Here is a 15,172-nt window from a genome sequence, read left to right on the forward strand (position 1 = left end):
GCCTCGTGTTTGATAGGCGATAGCCGTACGAGGGGGAGCAGGCATTGAGTGACGGGCCTCTGATCGTCCAGTCGGACAAGACGCTGCTGCTGGAGGTCGACCACCCGAGGGCGGACGAGTGCCGCAAGGCCATCGCCCCGTTCGCCGAACTCGAGCGCGCGCCCGAGCACGTCCACACCTACCGGGTCACCCCGCTCGCGCTGTGGAACGCCCGGGCCGCCGGGCACGACGCCGAGCAGGTGGTCGACGCGCTGATCGGCTTCAGCCGCTATCCGGTGCCGCACGCGCTGCTCGTGGACGTCGCCGAGACCATGGCGCGGTACGGCAGGCTGCGCCTGGAGAAGCACCCCGTCCACGGCCTGGTGCTCACCAGCACCGACCGCGCCGTCCTGGAGGAGGTGCTGCGCTCCAAGAAGATCCAGCCGCTGGTCGGGGAGCGCTTCGGCGCCGACATCGTGGCCGTGCACCCCTCGGAGCGCGGCAACATCAAGCAGACGCTGCTCAAGCTCGGCTGGCCGGCCGAGGACATGGCCGGGTACGTCGACGGCGAGCACCACCCCATCGACCTGCGCGAGGACGGCTGGTCGCTGCGGCCGTACCAGAAGGAGGCGGCCGACGCGTTCTGGCACGGCGGCTCCGGCGTCGTGGTGCTGCCGTGTGGCGCGGGCAAGACGATCGTGGGCGCGGCGGCCATGGCGCACGCCCGCGCGACCACGCTGATCCTGGTCACCAACACGGTCTCGGCCCACCAGTGGAAGCAGGAGCTGATCAGGCGCACCTCGCTGACCGAGGACGAGATCGGCGAGTACACCGGCACCAAGAAGGAGATCCGCCCGGTCACGATCGCCACCTACCAGGTCATGACGACCCGGCGACAGGGCACCTACCGGCACCTTGAGCTGTTCGACGCCCGCGACTGGGGGCTCGTCGTCTATGACGAGGTCCACCTGCTGCCCGCGCCGATCTTCCGGATGACCGCCGACCTCCAGGCCCGCCGGCGCATCGGCCTCACCGCCACGCTCGTACGCGAGGACGGCCGGGAGGGCGACGTCTTCTCGCTCATCGGGCCGAAGCGCTACGACACGCCCTGGAAGGAGATGGAGAACCAGGGCTACATCGCCCCCGCGGAGTGCGTCGAGGTGCGGGTGACGCTCAGCGACGACGAGCGGCTGGCCTACGCCATGGCGGAGAGCGACGAGCGCTACCGGTTCTGCTCGACCACGCCCGCCAAGACACGGGTGACCGAGGCGTTGGTGCGGCGGCACGCGAACGAGCAGGTGCTGGTCATCGGGCAGTACATCGACCAGCTCGACGAGCTGGGCGAGCATCTGAACGCGCCGGTCATCAAGGGCGAGACCAAGGTCAAGGAACGCGAGCGCCTGTTCCAGGCGTTCCGCGACAAGGAGATCCGGGTGCTGGTGGTCTCGAAGGTCGCCAACTTCTCCATCGACCTGCCCGAGGCGGCCGTGGCGATCCAGGTTTCCGGCACGTTCGGCTCGCGTCAGGAGGAGGCCCAGCGCCTCGGCCGGGTGCTGCGCCCCAAGGCGGACGGCGGCGGCGCGCGGTTCTACTCGGTGGTCAGCCGCGACACGGTCGACCAGGAGTTCGCGGCGCACCGGCAGCGGTTCCTGGCCGAGCAGGGATACGCCTACCACATCATCGACGCCGACGACGTGGGCGAAGAGGACCCGGCGCGCTGACCGCGGCTTCGGCGGGAGAACGTCGCAGACTCGGCCCGAACGACGAGGTATGGCCGCCGCGCGCGACCGGCTCAGCGCGCGCGGGCTGATCGACGACGGGGAGACGGGCCACCGTGGCGGGGCGGGCGCGGCGCGACCAGGTCGAGCGCATGACCGGCGAGCCGGTGCCGGGCTCGTTCCGGTCCTCGCGAAGCCCGCTCCGCTCCCCGAGCCCGGTGAACGTGCGCGGACAGCGCACCACTAGGTCCAGGAGATGCCCTTGGGCCGTGTCACCACATCACCCCCTCGCGCCTTTACCTTCACATGATGCAGTCGTGATGGCGGCAATACCCAGCAGACAAGGCGAATCACGCAATATACCCATTTTTCGTCTTACTTCTGGTTTCTCGCTGTCCGTTGCCCCGCCCGCCGGCGAGCCGTTCCCGGCTCACCCAACGCGGCATATCAGGACAAATCACCCCACTACTGCATGTCGTTCGCCCGACGGACCACGAATGGAGCGCTCCATCGTCTCCGCCGGAAAGCTTTCGTGCCGATCATGGGAGGCGCGGTCACTGGGCGGTCAGGCCGCCGACGAACAGCACCCCCAGCGCGACGACCCAGGCCGCCACGGCGACGCCGTACAGGGACTCGCGCCGGGCGAACCAGGCGACCCCGGTGGCACACACCGCGACCACCCCGACCATCACGGACAGCGCGACCACCGAGGCGATCCGGTCCGCACAGCCCGGCGGCGGTCCCAGGCTCGTCGTGCAGAAGGCCTGGGTGCTCCAGTCGCCGAAGACCGCGAACCCCCACAGCGCGGCCAGCAACAGGCTGGCCGCCGCCGGGATCGCCGGAGGAACCACGGTGCGCGTCACCCGGGTACAGATACCCGCCTCGGGAAACGGCGACACGCGAGAGAAATACCGTTTCGGCATCGCGCCGCCCATCGCTAAGCTCTTGTGTTTCCCGCTTCCACCAGTCCTGTCCCCGTCATGCCCGGAGGAGCTTCCGCATGCCCGGAAATGTGCTCGAAGCCGAGCGCGCCCATCTCGCGGCCTCCCGCGCCGCACTGCGAGCGATGCGCGAGCACGCGCAGTCGCTGTCGGCGGACGCCGCCGGCGACTGGGTGTCGCAGCAGGTTCTGCAGGGCCTGCTCGACCAGCGGGTGGCCGCGCTGGCCGACCACCCCGACGCGCCGCTGTTCTTCGGCCGCTTGGACCGTGCGGCCGACGACGACCTGCCGAGCACGGTCTACGTCGGCCGCAGGCACGTCCACGACGAGAGCAGCCGGCCCCTCGTGATCGACTGGCGCGCCCCGATCTCGCGCGCCTTCTACCAGGCCAGCCCCGCCGACCCCATGGGGGTGGCGCTGCGCCGCAGGTTCGGCTACCAGGGCGGCGATCTCACCGCGTACGAGGACGAACCACTCGACGGCAGGGCGCTCGGGCAGAGCAGGCTGCTGACCGAGGAGATCGAGCGGCCCCGCACCGGCCCGATGCGGGACATCGTGGCGACCATCCAGCCCGACCAGGACGAGATCGTCCGCGCCGACCTCGGCGTGACCGTCTGCGTGCAGGGCGCGCCGGGCACGGGCAAGACGGCCGTGGGCCTGCACCGCGCCGCCTACCTGCTGTTCACCCACCGGGAGAAGCTGTCGCGCTCGGGCGTGACGATCGTCGGGCCCAACCGGGCCTTCCTCTCCTACATCTCCTCGGTGCTACCGGCGCTCGGCGAGGTGAAGGTCGACCAGACGACGGTGGCCGGTGTCCTGGGCGACCACGCCCATCCCGAGGACCCCGCGGTGGCGGCCGTGAAGGGCGACGCCCGCATGGCCGAGGTCGTCAGGCGGGCGCTGTGGCTGCATGTGACCAAGCCGGTCGAAGGGGTGCTGTTCACCAAGGGCATCAACCGCTATCGGGTGCCCGATCACGAGGTCCGTGAGATCGTCGCCTCGCTGCGCGGGACGACGCGGTACGGCCCGGGCCGCGCCACCCTGGCCCAGCGGCTCGCCCACGCCGTGCTCGTCCAGATGGAACGGCGCGGCGAGTCGCCCGACGACCGGGTCCAGGACGCGGTGGCCCGGTCGAAGCCGGTCAAGGCCGTGCTCGACGCCGTATGGCCGAAGCTCACCCCCGAGCAGGTGCTGTTCCGGCTGCTGTCGGACCCCGAGTTCCTGGCCAAGGCGGCCCGGTCGGACCTCTCGCCGGAGGAGCAGCAGCTCCTCGTGTGGGGCAAGCCGTACAAGTCGCACCGGTCGGCCAAGTGGACGGCCGCCGACGCGGCGCTGCTGGACGAACTCGGCGACCTGATCGAGCGGACCCCTTCGCGGGGACACCTCGTGGTGGACGAGGCGCAGGACCTGTCGGCGATGCAGTTGCGGGCGCTCGGACGCCGCTGCCGCAACGGCTCGGCGACCGTGCTCGGCGACCTCGCCCAGGGCACGACACCCTGGTCGGCGCGTTCGTGGAAGACCGTGCTCGACCACCTCGGCCAGCCGTCCGGCGAGGTCACCGAGCTCACGCTCGGCTTCCGTGTGCCTCGCGAGGTCCTCGACTTCGCCGCGCGGCTGCTGCCCTCCGTCGCCCCCGAGCTCGCCCCGCCGCGCTCGCTGCGTCCCGGCGCCGGCTCCCTGTCCGTACGCCGTGAAACCGACGTCGCCGCCGCCCTCTCCGAGGCCGTACGGCAGGCCCTCGCGCAGGAGGGCTCCGTCGGTGTCATCGCCGCCGACTCCGCCCTTCCCGCGCTCTCGGCGGCCCTGGAGGCCACCGCGGTGCCGCACACGGTGCTCGGCCCGGACTCGACGGGCGACGACCGGGTGCTGCTGGTCCCCGCGACGCTCGCCAAGGGCCTGGAGTACGACCACGTGATCGTCGCCGAGCCCGCCGCGATCGTGGAGGCGGAGGAGCGCGGCCTCGCCCGCCTCTACGTGGTCCTCACCCGGGCGGTAACGTCACTGACCGTCCTGCACGGCCGCGATCTTCCCGAGGAGCTGCGATGACTTCGACCGGCGTAAGCGTCCGCCACGGAGCGCTCGACGACGTCCCGGCCCTCCTGCGGTTCTGGCTGGAGGCCGCGGAGAACACCGACAGGCACGACGACGCCGGCAAGGTCGTGGCCCTGATCGAGCGCGACCCCGAGGCGCTGCTCATCGCCGAGATCGACGGCCGCATGGTCGGCACGCTCATCGCCGCGTGGGACGGCTGGCGCGCCCACCTCTACCGGCTCGCCGTGGATCCCGCCCACCGGCGGATGGGCATCGGATCACGGCTGATCCGGGCCGCCGAGGAGCGGTTCAGGGAGTTCGGCGCGTTCCGTGCCGACGCGATGGTCCTGCACGACAACGCCCTGGCGCACCACGCCTGGACGGCGGCGGGATACACGATGCAGACCGACTGCGCCCGCTGGGTCAGGCGCCTCACCTGAGGCGCACCACGGGAAAGGGCGGCTCCCCCGAGGGGGAACCGCCCTTCCGTTGAGACGAAGCAGGCAGATGGATCAGAAGTCCATGTCGCCGCCGCCGGGCATGGCGGGGGCCTTCTCCTTCTCGGGCTTCTCGGCGATGACGGCCTCGGTGGTCAGGAACAGCGCCGCGATGGACGCCGCGTTCTGCAGCGCCGAGCGGGTGACCTTTGTCGGGTCGATGATGCCGGACTCGAACATGTTGACGTACTCGCCGGTCGCGGCGTTGAGGCCCTCACCAGCCGGGAGGTTGCGGACCTTCTCCACCACGACGCCGCCCTCGAGGCCGGCGTTGACGGCGATCTGCTTCAGCGGCTCCTCAAGGGCCTTGCGGACGATCGCGGCACCGGTGGCCTCGTCGCCGTTGACCTCGAGCTTGTCGAACGCGTTGGCGCCGGCCTGCAGCAGAGCCACGCCACCGCCGGGGACGACGCCCTCCTCGACCGCGGCCTTCGCGTTGCGGACGGCGTCCTCGATGCGGTGCTTGCGCTCCTTGAGCTCGACCTCGGTGGCCGCGCCGGCCTTGATGACGGCGACGCCGCCGGCCAGCTTGGCGAGGCGCTCCTGGAGCTTCTCGCGGTCGTAGTCGGAGTCGGTGCGCTCGATCTCGGCGCGGATCTCGTTGACCCGGCCGGAGATCTGCTCGGCGTCACCGGCGCCGTCGACGATCGTGGTCTCGTCCTTGGTGATGACGACCTTGCGGGCGCGGCCGAGCAGGTCGAGGGTGGCGTTCTCGAGCTTGAGACCGACCTCCTCGGAGATGACCTGGCCACCGGTGAGGATGGCGATGTCGCCCAGCATGGCCTTGCGGCGGTCGCCGAAGCCCGGAGCCTTGACGGCCACGGACTTGAACAGGCCGCGGATCTTGTTGACGACCAGGGTGGCCAGGGCCTCGCCCTCGACGTCCTCGGCGATGATGACCAGCGGCTTGCCGGACTGCACGACCTTGTCGAGCAGCGGCAGCAGGTCCTTGTTCGCCGAGACCTTGGAGTTGACGATCAGGATGTACGGGTCCTCGAAGACCGCCTCCATGCGCTCGGGGTCGGTCACGAAGTAGCCGGACACGTAACCCTTGTCGAAGCGCATGCCCTCGGTGAGCTCCAGCTCCAGGCCGAAGGTGTTGCTCTCCTCGACGGTGATGACGCCTTCCTTGCCCACCTTGTCCATCGCCTCGGCGATGAGGGCGCCGATCTCGGTGTCGGCGGCGGAGATGGAGGCGGTGGAGGCGATCTGCTCCTTCGTCTCCACGTCCTTGGCGAGCTTCGACAGCTCCTCGCTGACGCGCTCGACGGCGGCCTCGATGCCCTTCTTCAGCGCCATCGGGTTGGCGCCGGCGGCCACGTTGCGCAGACCCTCGCGGACCAGCGCCTGAGCGAGCACGGTGGCCGTCGTCGTGCCGTCACCGGCGACGTCGTCGGTCTTCTTCGCGACTTCCTTGACCAGCTCGGCGCCGATCTTCTCCCACGGGTCCTCGAGCTCGATCTCCTTGGCGATGGAGACACCGTCGTTGGTGATCGTGGGGGCGCCCCACTTCTTCTCCAGCACGACGTTGCGGCCCTTGGGGCCGAGGGTCACCTTCACGGCGTCGGCGAGCTGGTTCATACCGCGCTCGAGACCGCGCCGGGCGTCCTCGTCAAACGCGATCATCTTGGCTGCCATTAGGCTAGACCTCCCAGTAGCAGGGTGTCTTCAACGGACCGAGCCGACGCCCGCGACGGCTTGGACCCGCTATCCCTGCGCGGGCCCCATCGCCCCGATCCCGGTTGTTGTCACTCTCGACCTCAGAGTGCCAAACAAGTATTTAGCACTCTACCCCTGAGAGTGCAAGCGGAAGCCATGCTGACCAGCTTGGACGGTATGTCCAGAGCGACCCTCCGGAGCGACGCGCCGCCGGTCAGGACCGAGGAGCCGAGCGGGAGCCGAGCGGGAGCCGAGCGGGAGCCGAGCGGGAGCCGCGAGGAGCGCGGCCCCGCTCCGGACCCAGCGGCCCTTTCCCGCCCGAGCGGCCCTTTGCCGCCCGAGCGGCCGCGAAAGGCCCGCAGAAGGCATGCGGAAGGGCCTTGAAAGGGCCGCAGTGGCCCGCACGCGCCCGGAGCGGCCGAGTGGGAGCGAGACGGGTGGACCGGCAAGCGGAAGGCCCGGTGCGCGGGTCCCGCGCGCCGGGCCTTCCAAGGTCGATGACGGGATCAGACGGCCCGTACGGCTTCCGCCTGCGGGCCCTTCTGACCCTGCGTGATGTCGAACTCAACCCGCTGACCCTGCTCGAGGGCCTTGTAGCCGTCCATCATGATTGCCGAGTAATGGACGAACACGTCCTTACCACCGTCTACCGCGATGAAGCCGTAGCCCTTGTCCGCGTTAAACCATTTGACGGTGCCCTGCGCCACTTCCGACTCCTCTTGCTGGGCTGGGGACCACACCCAAGAAGCCCCCGGTTTTGTCGATCGTCATCGACCATACCCGTGTCAAGCCGTAGGACAACAGAGTCAATCCGCAAACTACTACTTGGCGTTCGCTCAAAGCGGGACCGAAGAATATTCACTTTGCTGTTGAATAGTTGAGAGCTACACCATTTGCCACGGCATCGTATGACTTCTTCACCGATAGAAGCGCATGTCAGATGCTCGGCTCCGGTGCGGCGGCTCAGCCTCCGGCGACGGCGGGGATGACCGAAATCTGCACCCCGTCCGGCGTGGCGGTGTCCAGACCGTCGGCGAATCGGACATCCTCTTCTCCGACGTAGACGTTGACAAAACGCCGGATCTTACCCGTCTCGTCCAGGATGCGCCCGCCGATGCCGGGGTAGTCCGCGTCGAGCTTCTGCAGGACCTCGCGGAGCGTTCCTCCCTCCCCGCTCACCTCCGCGGCTCCGTTGGTGTACGTCCGGAGAATCGTCGGAATCCGCACGGAAACGCTCATTGTTCGCTCGCTTTCGTTACTGCCGATGGGCTTTTTGAAACGCTTTCAGTTGGCGAATGCCGCACGGAACGCGTCGAGAGAGGGACGGATGACGGCGGCGGGACGGGCGTGCTCGGCCACCGCGTCGAGCGTCTTGAGCCCGTCGCCGGTGTTCAGCACCACGGTCTCGGCGTCAGGGTCGAGGCGGCCCTCGCGCACCAGCTTGCGCAGCACGCCGACCGTGACGCCGCCCGCGGTCTCCGCGAAGACGCCCTCGGTCCTGGCCAGCAGGCGGATCGCGTCGACCACTTCCCGGTCGTTCACGTCCTCCACGGCGCCGCCCGTCCGCCGCGCGATGTCGAGCACGTACGGCCCGTCCGCCGGGTTGCCGATGGCGAGGGACTTGGCGATGGTGTCGGGCCGCACCGGCTGCACCACGTCCTGCCCGGCCTTGAACGCCTGGGATACCGGCGAGCAGCCCTCGGCCTGCGCCCCGAAGATCCGGTAGGGCCGATCCTCGACCAGCCCCAGCTTGACCAGCTCGCGGAAGCCCTTGTCGATCTTCGTGAGCTGCGAGCCGGAGGCCACCGGGATGACGATCTGGTCGGGCAGCCGCCAGCCGAGCTGCTCGGCGATCTCGTACGCCAGCGTCTTGGAGCCCTCGGCGTAGAAGGGCCGGAGGTTGACGTTGACGAAGCCCCACTTCTCGCCGAGCTCGTCGCCGATGAGCTCGGAGCAGAAGCGGTTGACCTCGTCGTAGGTGCCTTCGAGGGCGACCAGGCGGCCGCCGTACACCGCGGCCATGGTGATCTTGGCCGGCTCCAGGTCGGCGGGGATGAACACGCAGGAGTCCAGCCCGGCCCGGGCGGCGGCCGCGCCCACCGCGCCGGCGAGGTTGCCGGTGGAGGAGCACGACAGCGTGTGGAAGCCGAAGGTGCGCGCGGCCTCCAGCGCGATCGCGACGACCCGGTCCTTGAAGGAGTGGGTCGGGTTGCCGGAGTCGTCCTTGACGTGGAGCGACCGAAGGCCCAGCTCGGCCGCCAGCCTGTCGGCCTTCACGAGCTTGGTCCAGCCGGGCTGGAGGTTGGGCTTGGCCGCCACGCCGGCGGGAACGGGGAGCAGGGAGCGGTAGCGCCAGATGTTCGCGGGGCCGGACTCGATGTCCTCCCGGCGAACCTCGCCGAAGTCGTACGCCACCTCAAGGGGGCCGAAACACTCCGTACAGGCGAAAATCGGGCCGAGCTCATAAAGAGCGCCGCATTCGCGACACGAAAGACCGGTGGCGGGGCCGAACTCGACGGTGTTCGCGGCAGTGTTAGCGGCAGTGCTGGTGTGCGCCATGAAGCGAGGCCTTTCCCTCATCTTCGCTCGCGACCACCCTGGCCGCGAGCCGGAATTGGCACCTGTCCCGGCCGGGCCTCGTGGGCACGAGTTCGACACCGGGGAGGTTGCCGGGGCTTCGCAGGGCCGGTCCCTCCACCCCTCTGGATGAGCATGTTCAGTTGTAGGACCTTCAGAGGAAGGTCCCTAGCACTGTACCCCGGCGTCCCCGGTGTCCGTTCTTACGTCTCACATCGCGAGACGATTTGTATCAGCCGTACGCCTCGCCGAGGGCGCTCTGCACGTACTTGCGGGCTTGGTGGATGCGGGACTTGACCGTCCCGAGGGGGATTTTCAGCTGGTCGGCGACCTCCGCGTAGTCGAGCTGGCAGATGTCGCGCAGCACGAGCGCCTGGGCGAGGTCGGGCCGCTCGGCCTCCAGCGCCTCCATCGCGTCGAGCAGGTCGAGCCGCGACCCCGCGATGACGCTCACCCGCTGGGGATCCGGCCGCTGCTCGGGCAGCTCCTCCACTTGCTCCGACGAGCGCCGCTTGAGCGAGCGGTAGGTGGTCCTGGCGCAGTTCACGGTCACGATGTGCAGCCAGGTGCTGAACTTGGCCCGCCCCTCGAACCTCGCGATGTTGCGCGCCACGGCGAGCAGCGTGTCCTGCGCGGCCTCCTCGGCGTCCTGCCGATACGGTAGAAGCCGCTCGCAGTGCCGCAGCACGTCGGGCTCGATGCGCCGCAGCAGCTCACCGAGCGCGCGGTGGTCCCCCCGGGCAGCCGATCGGGCCAGTTCCTCGGTCGTGTCGTCCAGTGCCATGCCGTATCCAGCCCTCCCGCGATCGCTTGACATCCTATTGACGGAGGTCGGCTTTTATTAATCTTCCGGCATGCGCGCCCGCTCTGATCGAGGGAACCCGAAGATGAGCAGCTCCGTTCTGATCGCGTCCAACCGGGGCCCCGTGTCCTTCACGCTGTCGGACGACGGCGGCCTGACCATGCGCAGAGGCGGGGGCGGGCTCGTCTCCGGTCTGTCCGAGGTGGTCAGGGACACCGACGTCCTGTGGGTCTGCGCGGCGCTGTCGGACGGCGACCGGGGCGCGGTGCGCCAGACCCCCGGCGGGCGGCTCGACCGGGCCTTCGAGACCGGGCCGATCCGCATGCTGGACATTCCGCCCGCGGTCTTCCACCGGGCCTACAACGCCGTGGCCAACTCGACCCTCTGGTTCGTCAACCACCTGCTCTACAACACGCCCTTCTCCCCCGAGTTCGGCACGCGCTTCCGCCGCGAGTGGGAGTCGTACCGCACGTACAACGGCGCCTTCGCGCTGGCCCTGGCAGAGGAGGCGGCCCACCGGGCGCGCGTCATGGTGCAGGACTACCACCTGACGCTGGCCCCGGCGATGCTCCGGGTCGAGCGGCCGGACCTGCGCATCGCCCACTTCTCGCACACGCCCTGGGCGCCGCCGGAATACTTCGCGCTGCTGCCGGAGGACGTCGTGGCGGAGGTGCTGACCGGCATCCTCGGCGCCGACCACGCCGGATTCCTCACCGCGCGCTGGGCCCGCGCCTTCATGGACTGCTGCGAAACCCTGCTCGGCGCCTGCGTGGACCACGCCGCCCGCACGGTGACGTACGACGGGCGGACCACCAGGATCGGCGTGCACCCGCTCGGCGTGAACGGCGAGGCGCTGCGGGTCCGGGCGGCCGAGCAGGACGTCGAGTCGCACATGGCCGTGATCAGGGATCTCGTGGGCGACCGCAAGCTGATCGTGCGCATCGACCGCACCGAGCTGTCCAAGAACATCGTGCGCGGCCTGCGGGCCTACCAGGAGTTCCTGTCCGCCCATCCCGAGTGGCACGGCCGGGTCGTCCACCTCGCGTTCGCCTATCCCTCCCGCCACGACCTGCCGGAGTATCGCGAGTACACGGCGGCCGTGCAGCGCTGCGCCAAGGAGATCGAGGACGAGTACGCGACCGAGGACTGGGACCCGCTGATCCTCAACGTGAACGACGACTACCCGCGCTCACTGGCCGCCTACCGGCTCGCCGACGTCCTGCTCGTCAACCCGATCAGGGACGGCATGAACCTGGTGGCCAAGGAGGGCCCGATCCTGTCGCCCCGGTGCGCGCTGGTGCTGTCGCGCGAGGCGGGCGCGGCGGCCGAGCTGGGGGCCGACGCCCTGCTCGTCAACCCCTACGACGTGTCCGGCACCGCGGCGGCGCTGCACGAGGCGCTGACGCTGCCGGAGCAGGAGCGGCTCAGCCGCGGCCTGCGGCTGCGGGAGGCCGCCACCGCACTGCCGCCCCAGCGCTGGTTCGACGACCAGCTCGCCGCGCTGCACTGACTCCGGCCGTCACCACCCGTCCTCCCGGCGCAGCGCGCGGGAGCACGGTCAGTGCCAGGTCGCGTTCTTGAGGATCGTGCTCAGCTGCGGGTGGTCCCACTGGTCCAGGACCAGGATCTTCGACGTGGGCAGATACCACTCGCGCTGGTTGTAGTGCAGCTTCACCCGCCACTTCTTGTCGACGCAGGTCGCCGCCCACTTGTGATAGTCGGCCCTGTGGCCGGGCCCGACCTGCCGCAGCCCCTTGCCGGCGAGCTTCCACTCGCCCTTGTACAGCTTGTAGCTCCTGGGACAGATGCTGACGTCGGTCGCGGGGTCGTAGCCGTACTTCGACTTGTACGCCTGGAACGTGCGGAGCCCGATCTTGAGTGCCTTCGGGCCCAGCACCCAGAAGCTGTGGCACCCCCAGTCGCGGAAACCGAAGTCCTCGGTGCCGAAGGTGGGACACGAGCCCGTGATGACGCGCACCCAGTCCTTGTCGTCCTCGACCACCTTCCACGACGCGGGGATCGTGAGGGTCAGGCCGCTCCGCAGGTGGACCTGCTTGGTGCTGCGGCTCTCGCTCGCGGACGCCGCCGCCGGAGCGGTCAGGGTGGCCGCGAGCACGGCCAGGCCGGCCGCCGCGGCCGGGATCGTCTTTCTGAACATGCCGGGCACATTAGGCGTGTTCGCTTGCAGGCGACTTGCGGCCCGATGGACGACATGCGGCCCGACAGGCGGAAGGTCACCGAACGCGGCGTCAGTGCCAGGTCGCGTTCTTGAGGATCGCGCTCAGGCCCGGCGTCCTCCACTGGTCGATCACCAGGATCTTCGACGTGGGCAGATACCACTCGCGCTGGTGGAAGCGGGCTGTCTGCCTGCCCGGGCCCAGGGGCGCGCAGGTGCCCGCCCAGTCGCGGTAGTACGCCTTGTGTCCCGGCCCGACCTGCCGTAACCCCTTGTCCGCGAGCGTGGTCCTTCCGATGTAGAGGTTCTTCTTCACCGGGCAGGGCCCGACGTCGGTGGCCGGATAGAACGGGCCGTCCGGCGTGTACTTCTGGAACAGCTCGTGGCCGATCTCGATGGCCTTGGGCCCCATGATCCAGAAGCTGTGGCAGCCCGAGTCGCGGAAGCCGTACGTGTCCGTGCCCTTGGTGGGGCACGCGCCGGTGATGACGCGCACCCAGTCCTTGCGGCTGTCGTCGACCTTCCAGGACGACGGGATCCTGAGGGTGAGGCCCTTGCGCAGGTGCAGAGCCTTGGTCGCCGCGCCGTCGCTCGCGAACGCCGCCGCCGGAGCCGCCAGGGACGCCGCGAGCACGGCCAGGCCGGCCGCCGCGGCCGAGATCGTTGTCCTCATGCCCGGCACGCTACGCCCGGCCGCTTGCAGACGGCTTGCCGAGAGTCGCGACGAGGTCGCCGAGGAAGGCCACGACGCCGTCGGGCCCGTCCACCACCACGTCGGCGCGCTCCGCCAGGGCGGTCACCTCCGTGGACCCGCTACACACCCGTACGCCGGGGATCCCGGCCGACTCGACCGCGTCGAAGGCCGCGAGGTCCCCCAGGTCGTCGCCGACGAACATGACCGAGCGGGCGTCCCGCTCGGCGAGGAAGGCCGACAGGGCCTTCCCCTTGTCCATTCCGGCCGGCCGCAGCTCAAGCACCATGCGGCCCGGCTCGACCGCCAGCCCGGCCTCCTCGGCCAGCGCCTCGACCGGCCCGCGCAGCGCCTCCAGCGCCCCCGCGGGGTCGGCGCACCGCCGGGTGTGCACGGCGACGGCGCGGCCCTTGTCCTCGACCCACGCCCCGTCGAGGCCCGCCGCGAGCCCGGGCAGCCGGGCGCGGACCAGGTCGAGTCCCGGCGGCGGTGGCGGGGCCGTCAGACGGCCGTCCTCCCAGCGCTCCAGCCCGTAGTGGCCGAGGATCACCAGACCGGGCACGTCGGCGAGGGAAGGCCCGCCGGAGACCTCTCCGAGGGCGAGAGCCGTACGCGGCGGGCGGCCGGTGACGATCACGACGGCGCGCACCAGCGGGGCGAGGGCGGCCAGCACGCGGGGCACGCCGGGGTGCACGCGGGCGGCGGCGGGGTCGGGCACGATCGGGGAGAGCGTGCCGTCGTAGTCGAGCCCGATCACGGCGCCGCCCGGATCGGCGGCGATCGCGTCGAGTCCTGCGTGCACGGGCAGGGTCATGGCCTCACTCCGAAGGGGGTTCAGTGCGTACGCCTCGACGGCCTCATGCCCCGGCAGCGGGGCTCATGCGTGCGGAGGGGAGGGAAAGCTCAGGAGTTGAGTCCGAAGCGGCGGGCCGAGCGGTCGCGCCGCCTGCCGGCTCTCATCCGGCGCAGCCGTTTGACGAGCATGGGGTCGTGCTCCAGCGCCTCGGGCCGGTCGATCAGCTCCCCGAGTAACTGGTAGTACCGGGTCGCGGAGATGCCGAAGGCCTCCCTGATCGCCTGCTCCTTGGCGCCCGCGTAACGCCACCACTGGCGCTCGAACGCGAGCATCTCGCGGTCGCGGTCCGAGAGGTCGGGCCCGTCGCCGCCGGCCGGTTCGGTGTCCATCCGCTCCTCCTCGATCGGCTCGCGGGCCCGTCCCATGGTAATGCCAAGTCCGCGAGGCGAACCCGGGGTGTTCAGGCCGGGCAGGACAGACGTAATGTCACGTGGTGTGAGCTCTGTAATCACGCTTCTGACCGACTACGGGCTGGAGGACGGGTACGTCGCCGCGTGCCACGGCGTGATCGCGGGCATCGCCCCGCAGGCTCGGATCATCGACGTGGGTCATCTCGTCCCCGCCGGGGACGTACGACGCGGCGCGGCCATCCTCGCGCAGACCCTGCCTTACCTGCCGGCCGGCGTCCACCTGGCGGTCGTCGATCCCGCCGTGGGCGGCAACCGGCGCCCGGTCGCCGTGGAGGCGGGGGGACGGGTGTTCCTCGGTCCCGACAACGGCATCCTGTCGTGGGCCGTCCGCGCCGCGGGGGGCGCCGACGCCGCCTACGAGTTGACGAACAAGGACCTGTTCCTGGAGAACGTCTCGCCGACCTTCCCGGGACGGGACCTGTTCGCCCCGGTCGCCGCCCACCTGTGCACCGGACACGCGGTCGCCGACGTGGGGCCGCCGATGCCGGTGGACCGCCTGGTGACCCTGCCCGCGCCGACCTGCCGGTTGCGGGACGGCACAGCCGAGGGCGAGGTGCTGTCGGTGGACAGGCACGGCAACGTCCAGTTGTCGATCACCGCCTCCGACATGGCCGAGCTCGGCGTACGGCTCGGCGACACCGTCGCCGTGTGGCTCGGGCGCCGCCAGGTCGCCGTGCCATACCGGGAGACGTTCACCGCCGTGCCGCCCGGCGACCTGGTGGCGTTCACCGACTCCGCCGGCCTGGTCGCGATGGCGATCAACGCCGGGGACGCCTCCGACCGTCTGGGTCTGCCCCCGGGCGCGCACGTACGGCTGTCGCCCGGGGGACGCTGAC

At 70.3% G+C, this 15,172-nt stretch carries 15 protein-coding genes and 1 riboswitch; of the genes, 5 read left to right on the forward strand and 10 right to left on the reverse strand.

Going from position 1 to position 15,172, the window contains the following annotated elements; all coding sequences use genetic code 11:
- Positions 1-44 precede the first annotated feature (44 nt).
- Positions 45-1,700, forward strand: coding sequence for a DNA repair helicase XPB (locus BXA11_RS28550; protein WP_030509187.1), 1,656 nt, complete (start codon positions 45-47; stop codon positions 1,698-1,700).
- Between the two features lie 551 nt (positions 1,701-2,251).
- Here the strand turns inward: BXA11_RS28550 and BXA11_RS28555 are convergent.
- On the reverse strand, positions 2,252-2,560 hold the full coding sequence (locus BXA11_RS28555; RefSeq protein ID WP_030509188.1) for a hypothetical protein: 309 nt from the start codon (positions 2,558-2,560) through the stop codon (positions 2,252-2,254).
- A 137-nt stretch (positions 2,561-2,697) separates the two neighbouring features.
- Here BXA11_RS28555 and BXA11_RS28560 point away from each other — a divergent pair, with 137 nt between their 5' ends.
- Both BXA11_RS28560 and BXA11_RS28565 read left to right on the forward strand, forming a co-directional pair.
- On the forward strand, positions 2,698-4,683 hold the full coding sequence (locus BXA11_RS28560) for a HelD family protein (RefSeq protein ID WP_076439497.1): 1,986 nt from the start codon (positions 2,698-2,700) through the stop codon (positions 4,681-4,683).
- Entirely contained in the window at positions 4,680-5,108 is a 429-nt protein-coding gene (locus tag BXA11_RS28565; protein ID WP_030509190.1) for a GNAT family N-acetyltransferase, read from the forward strand. Before BXA11_RS28560 ends, BXA11_RS28565 begins: the two co-directional genes overlap by 4 nt.
- Positions 5,109-5,180: 72 nt before the next feature.
- Here BXA11_RS28565 and groL read toward each other — a convergent pair whose 3' ends face one another.
- The 5 genes from groL to BXA11_RS28590 form a co-directional block, all read right to left on the reverse strand.
- Entirely contained in the window at positions 5,181-6,803 is a 1,623-nt protein-coding gene (gene groL / locus BXA11_RS28570) for a chaperonin GroEL (protein ID WP_076439499.1), read from the reverse strand.
- Positions 6,804-7,330: 527 nt separating this feature from the next.
- Positions 7,331-7,531 carry a cold-shock protein gene (locus tag BXA11_RS28575; protein ID WP_030509192.1) on the reverse strand — a complete coding sequence of 67 codons (201 nt, stop codon included), beginning with the start codon at positions 7,529-7,531 and terminating at the stop codon, positions 7,331-7,333.
- 256 nt (positions 7,532-7,787) lie between these two features.
- Positions 7,788-8,063, reverse strand: coding sequence for a MoaD/ThiS family protein (locus tag BXA11_RS28580; RefSeq protein WP_030509193.1), 276 nt, complete (start codon positions 8,061-8,063; stop codon positions 7,788-7,790).
- A gap of 45 nt (positions 8,064-8,108) precedes the next feature.
- A complete protein-coding gene (gene thrC, locus BXA11_RS28585) occupies positions 8,109-9,383 on the reverse strand; it encodes a threonine synthase (protein WP_076439501.1) in 1,275 nt (424 codons plus the stop codon).
- A gap of 14 nt (positions 9,384-9,397) precedes the next feature.
- Positions 9,398-9,537, reverse strand: a riboswitch (SAM riboswitch).
- A gap of 96 nt (positions 9,538-9,633) precedes the next feature.
- A complete protein-coding gene (locus BXA11_RS28590) occupies positions 9,634-10,185 on the reverse strand; it encodes an RNA polymerase sigma factor (RefSeq protein ID WP_030509195.1) in 552 nt (183 codons plus the stop codon).
- A 103-nt stretch (positions 10,186-10,288) separates the two neighbouring features.
- On the opposite strand from BXA11_RS28590, the gene BXA11_RS28595 reads away from it, so the two are divergent.
- Complete coding sequence (locus BXA11_RS28595; RefSeq protein WP_076439503.1) at positions 10,289-11,713, forward strand: alpha,alpha-trehalose-phosphate synthase (UDP-forming); 1,425 nt, start codon at positions 10,289-10,291, stop codon at positions 11,711-11,713.
- A gap of 48 nt (positions 11,714-11,761) precedes the next feature.
- Here the strand turns inward: BXA11_RS28595 and BXA11_RS28600 are convergent, their stop codons facing one another.
- The 4 genes from BXA11_RS28600 to BXA11_RS28615 form a co-directional block, all read right to left on the reverse strand.
- Positions 11,762-12,361, reverse strand: coding sequence for a hypothetical protein (locus tag BXA11_RS28600; protein WP_076439505.1), 600 nt, complete (start codon positions 12,359-12,361; stop codon positions 11,762-11,764).
- Positions 12,362-12,452: 91 nt separating this feature from the next.
- Entirely contained in the window at positions 12,453-13,052 is a 600-nt protein-coding gene (locus BXA11_RS28605; protein WP_076439507.1) for a hypothetical protein, read from the reverse strand.
- A gap of 10 nt (positions 13,053-13,062) precedes the next feature.
- On the reverse strand, positions 13,063-13,884 hold the full coding sequence (gene otsB, locus BXA11_RS28610) for a trehalose-phosphatase (protein ID WP_076439508.1): 822 nt from the start codon (positions 13,882-13,884) through the stop codon (positions 13,063-13,065).
- An 89-nt stretch (positions 13,885-13,973) separates the two neighbouring features.
- Entirely contained in the window at positions 13,974-14,255 is a 282-nt protein-coding gene (locus BXA11_RS28615; protein WP_076439551.1) for a DUF3263 domain-containing protein, read from the reverse strand.
- Between the two features lie 106 nt (positions 14,256-14,361).
- Between BXA11_RS28615 and BXA11_RS28620 the strand changes: the two genes are divergently transcribed.
- Positions 14,362-15,171: an SAM hydrolase/SAM-dependent halogenase family protein gene (locus BXA11_RS28620; protein WP_231513965.1), complete on the forward strand. Its 810-nt coding sequence runs from the start codon at positions 14,362-14,364 to the stop codon at positions 15,169-15,171.
- The last annotated feature ends 1 nt before the right edge of the window (position 15,172 follow it).

This window comes from Microbispora rosea (genome assembly GCF_900156315.1).
GTDB classification, from domain to species: domain Bacteria; phylum Actinomycetota; class Actinomycetes; order Streptosporangiales; family Streptosporangiaceae; genus Microbispora; species Microbispora rosea.

Coding starts and splice junctions, on each gene's coding strand:
- BXA11_RS28590 (WP_030509195.1), bottom strand. CDS start 10,185: ATGGCACTGGACGACACGACCGAGGAACTGGCCCGATCGGCTGCCCGG.
- BXA11_RS28615 (WP_076439551.1), bottom strand. CDS start 14,255: ATGGACACCGAACCGGCCGGCGGCGACGGGCCCGACCTCTCGGACCGC.
- otsB (WP_076439508.1), bottom strand. CDS start 13,884: ATGACCCTGCCCGTGCACGCAGGACTCGACGCGATCGCCGCCGATCCG.
- BXA11_RS28560 (WP_076439497.1), top strand. CDS start 2,698: ATGCCCGGAAATGTGCTCGAAGCCGAGCGCGCCCATCTCGCGGCCTCC.
- thrC (WP_076439501.1), bottom strand. CDS start 9,383: ATGGCGCACACCAGCACTGCCGCTAACACTGCCGCGAACACCGTCGAG.
- BXA11_RS28600 (WP_076439505.1), bottom strand. CDS start 12,361: ATGTTCAGAAAGACGATCCCGGCCGCGGCGGCCGGCCTGGCCGTGCTC.
- BXA11_RS28595 (WP_076439503.1), top strand. CDS start 10,289: ATGAGCAGCTCCGTTCTGATCGCGTCCAACCGGGGCCCCGTGTCCTTC.
- BXA11_RS28565 (WP_030509190.1), top strand. CDS start 4,680: ATGACTTCGACCGGCGTAAGCGTCCGCCACGGAGCGCTCGACGACGTC.
- groL (WP_076439499.1), bottom strand. CDS start 6,803: ATGGCAGCCAAGATGATCGCGTTTGACGAGGACGCCCGGCGCGGTCTC.
- BXA11_RS28580 (WP_030509193.1), bottom strand. CDS start 8,063: ATGAGCGTTTCCGTGCGGATTCCGACGATTCTCCGGACGTACACCAAC.
- BXA11_RS28605 (WP_076439507.1), bottom strand. CDS start 13,052: ATGAGGACAACGATCTCGGCCGCGGCGGCCGGCCTGGCCGTGCTCGCG.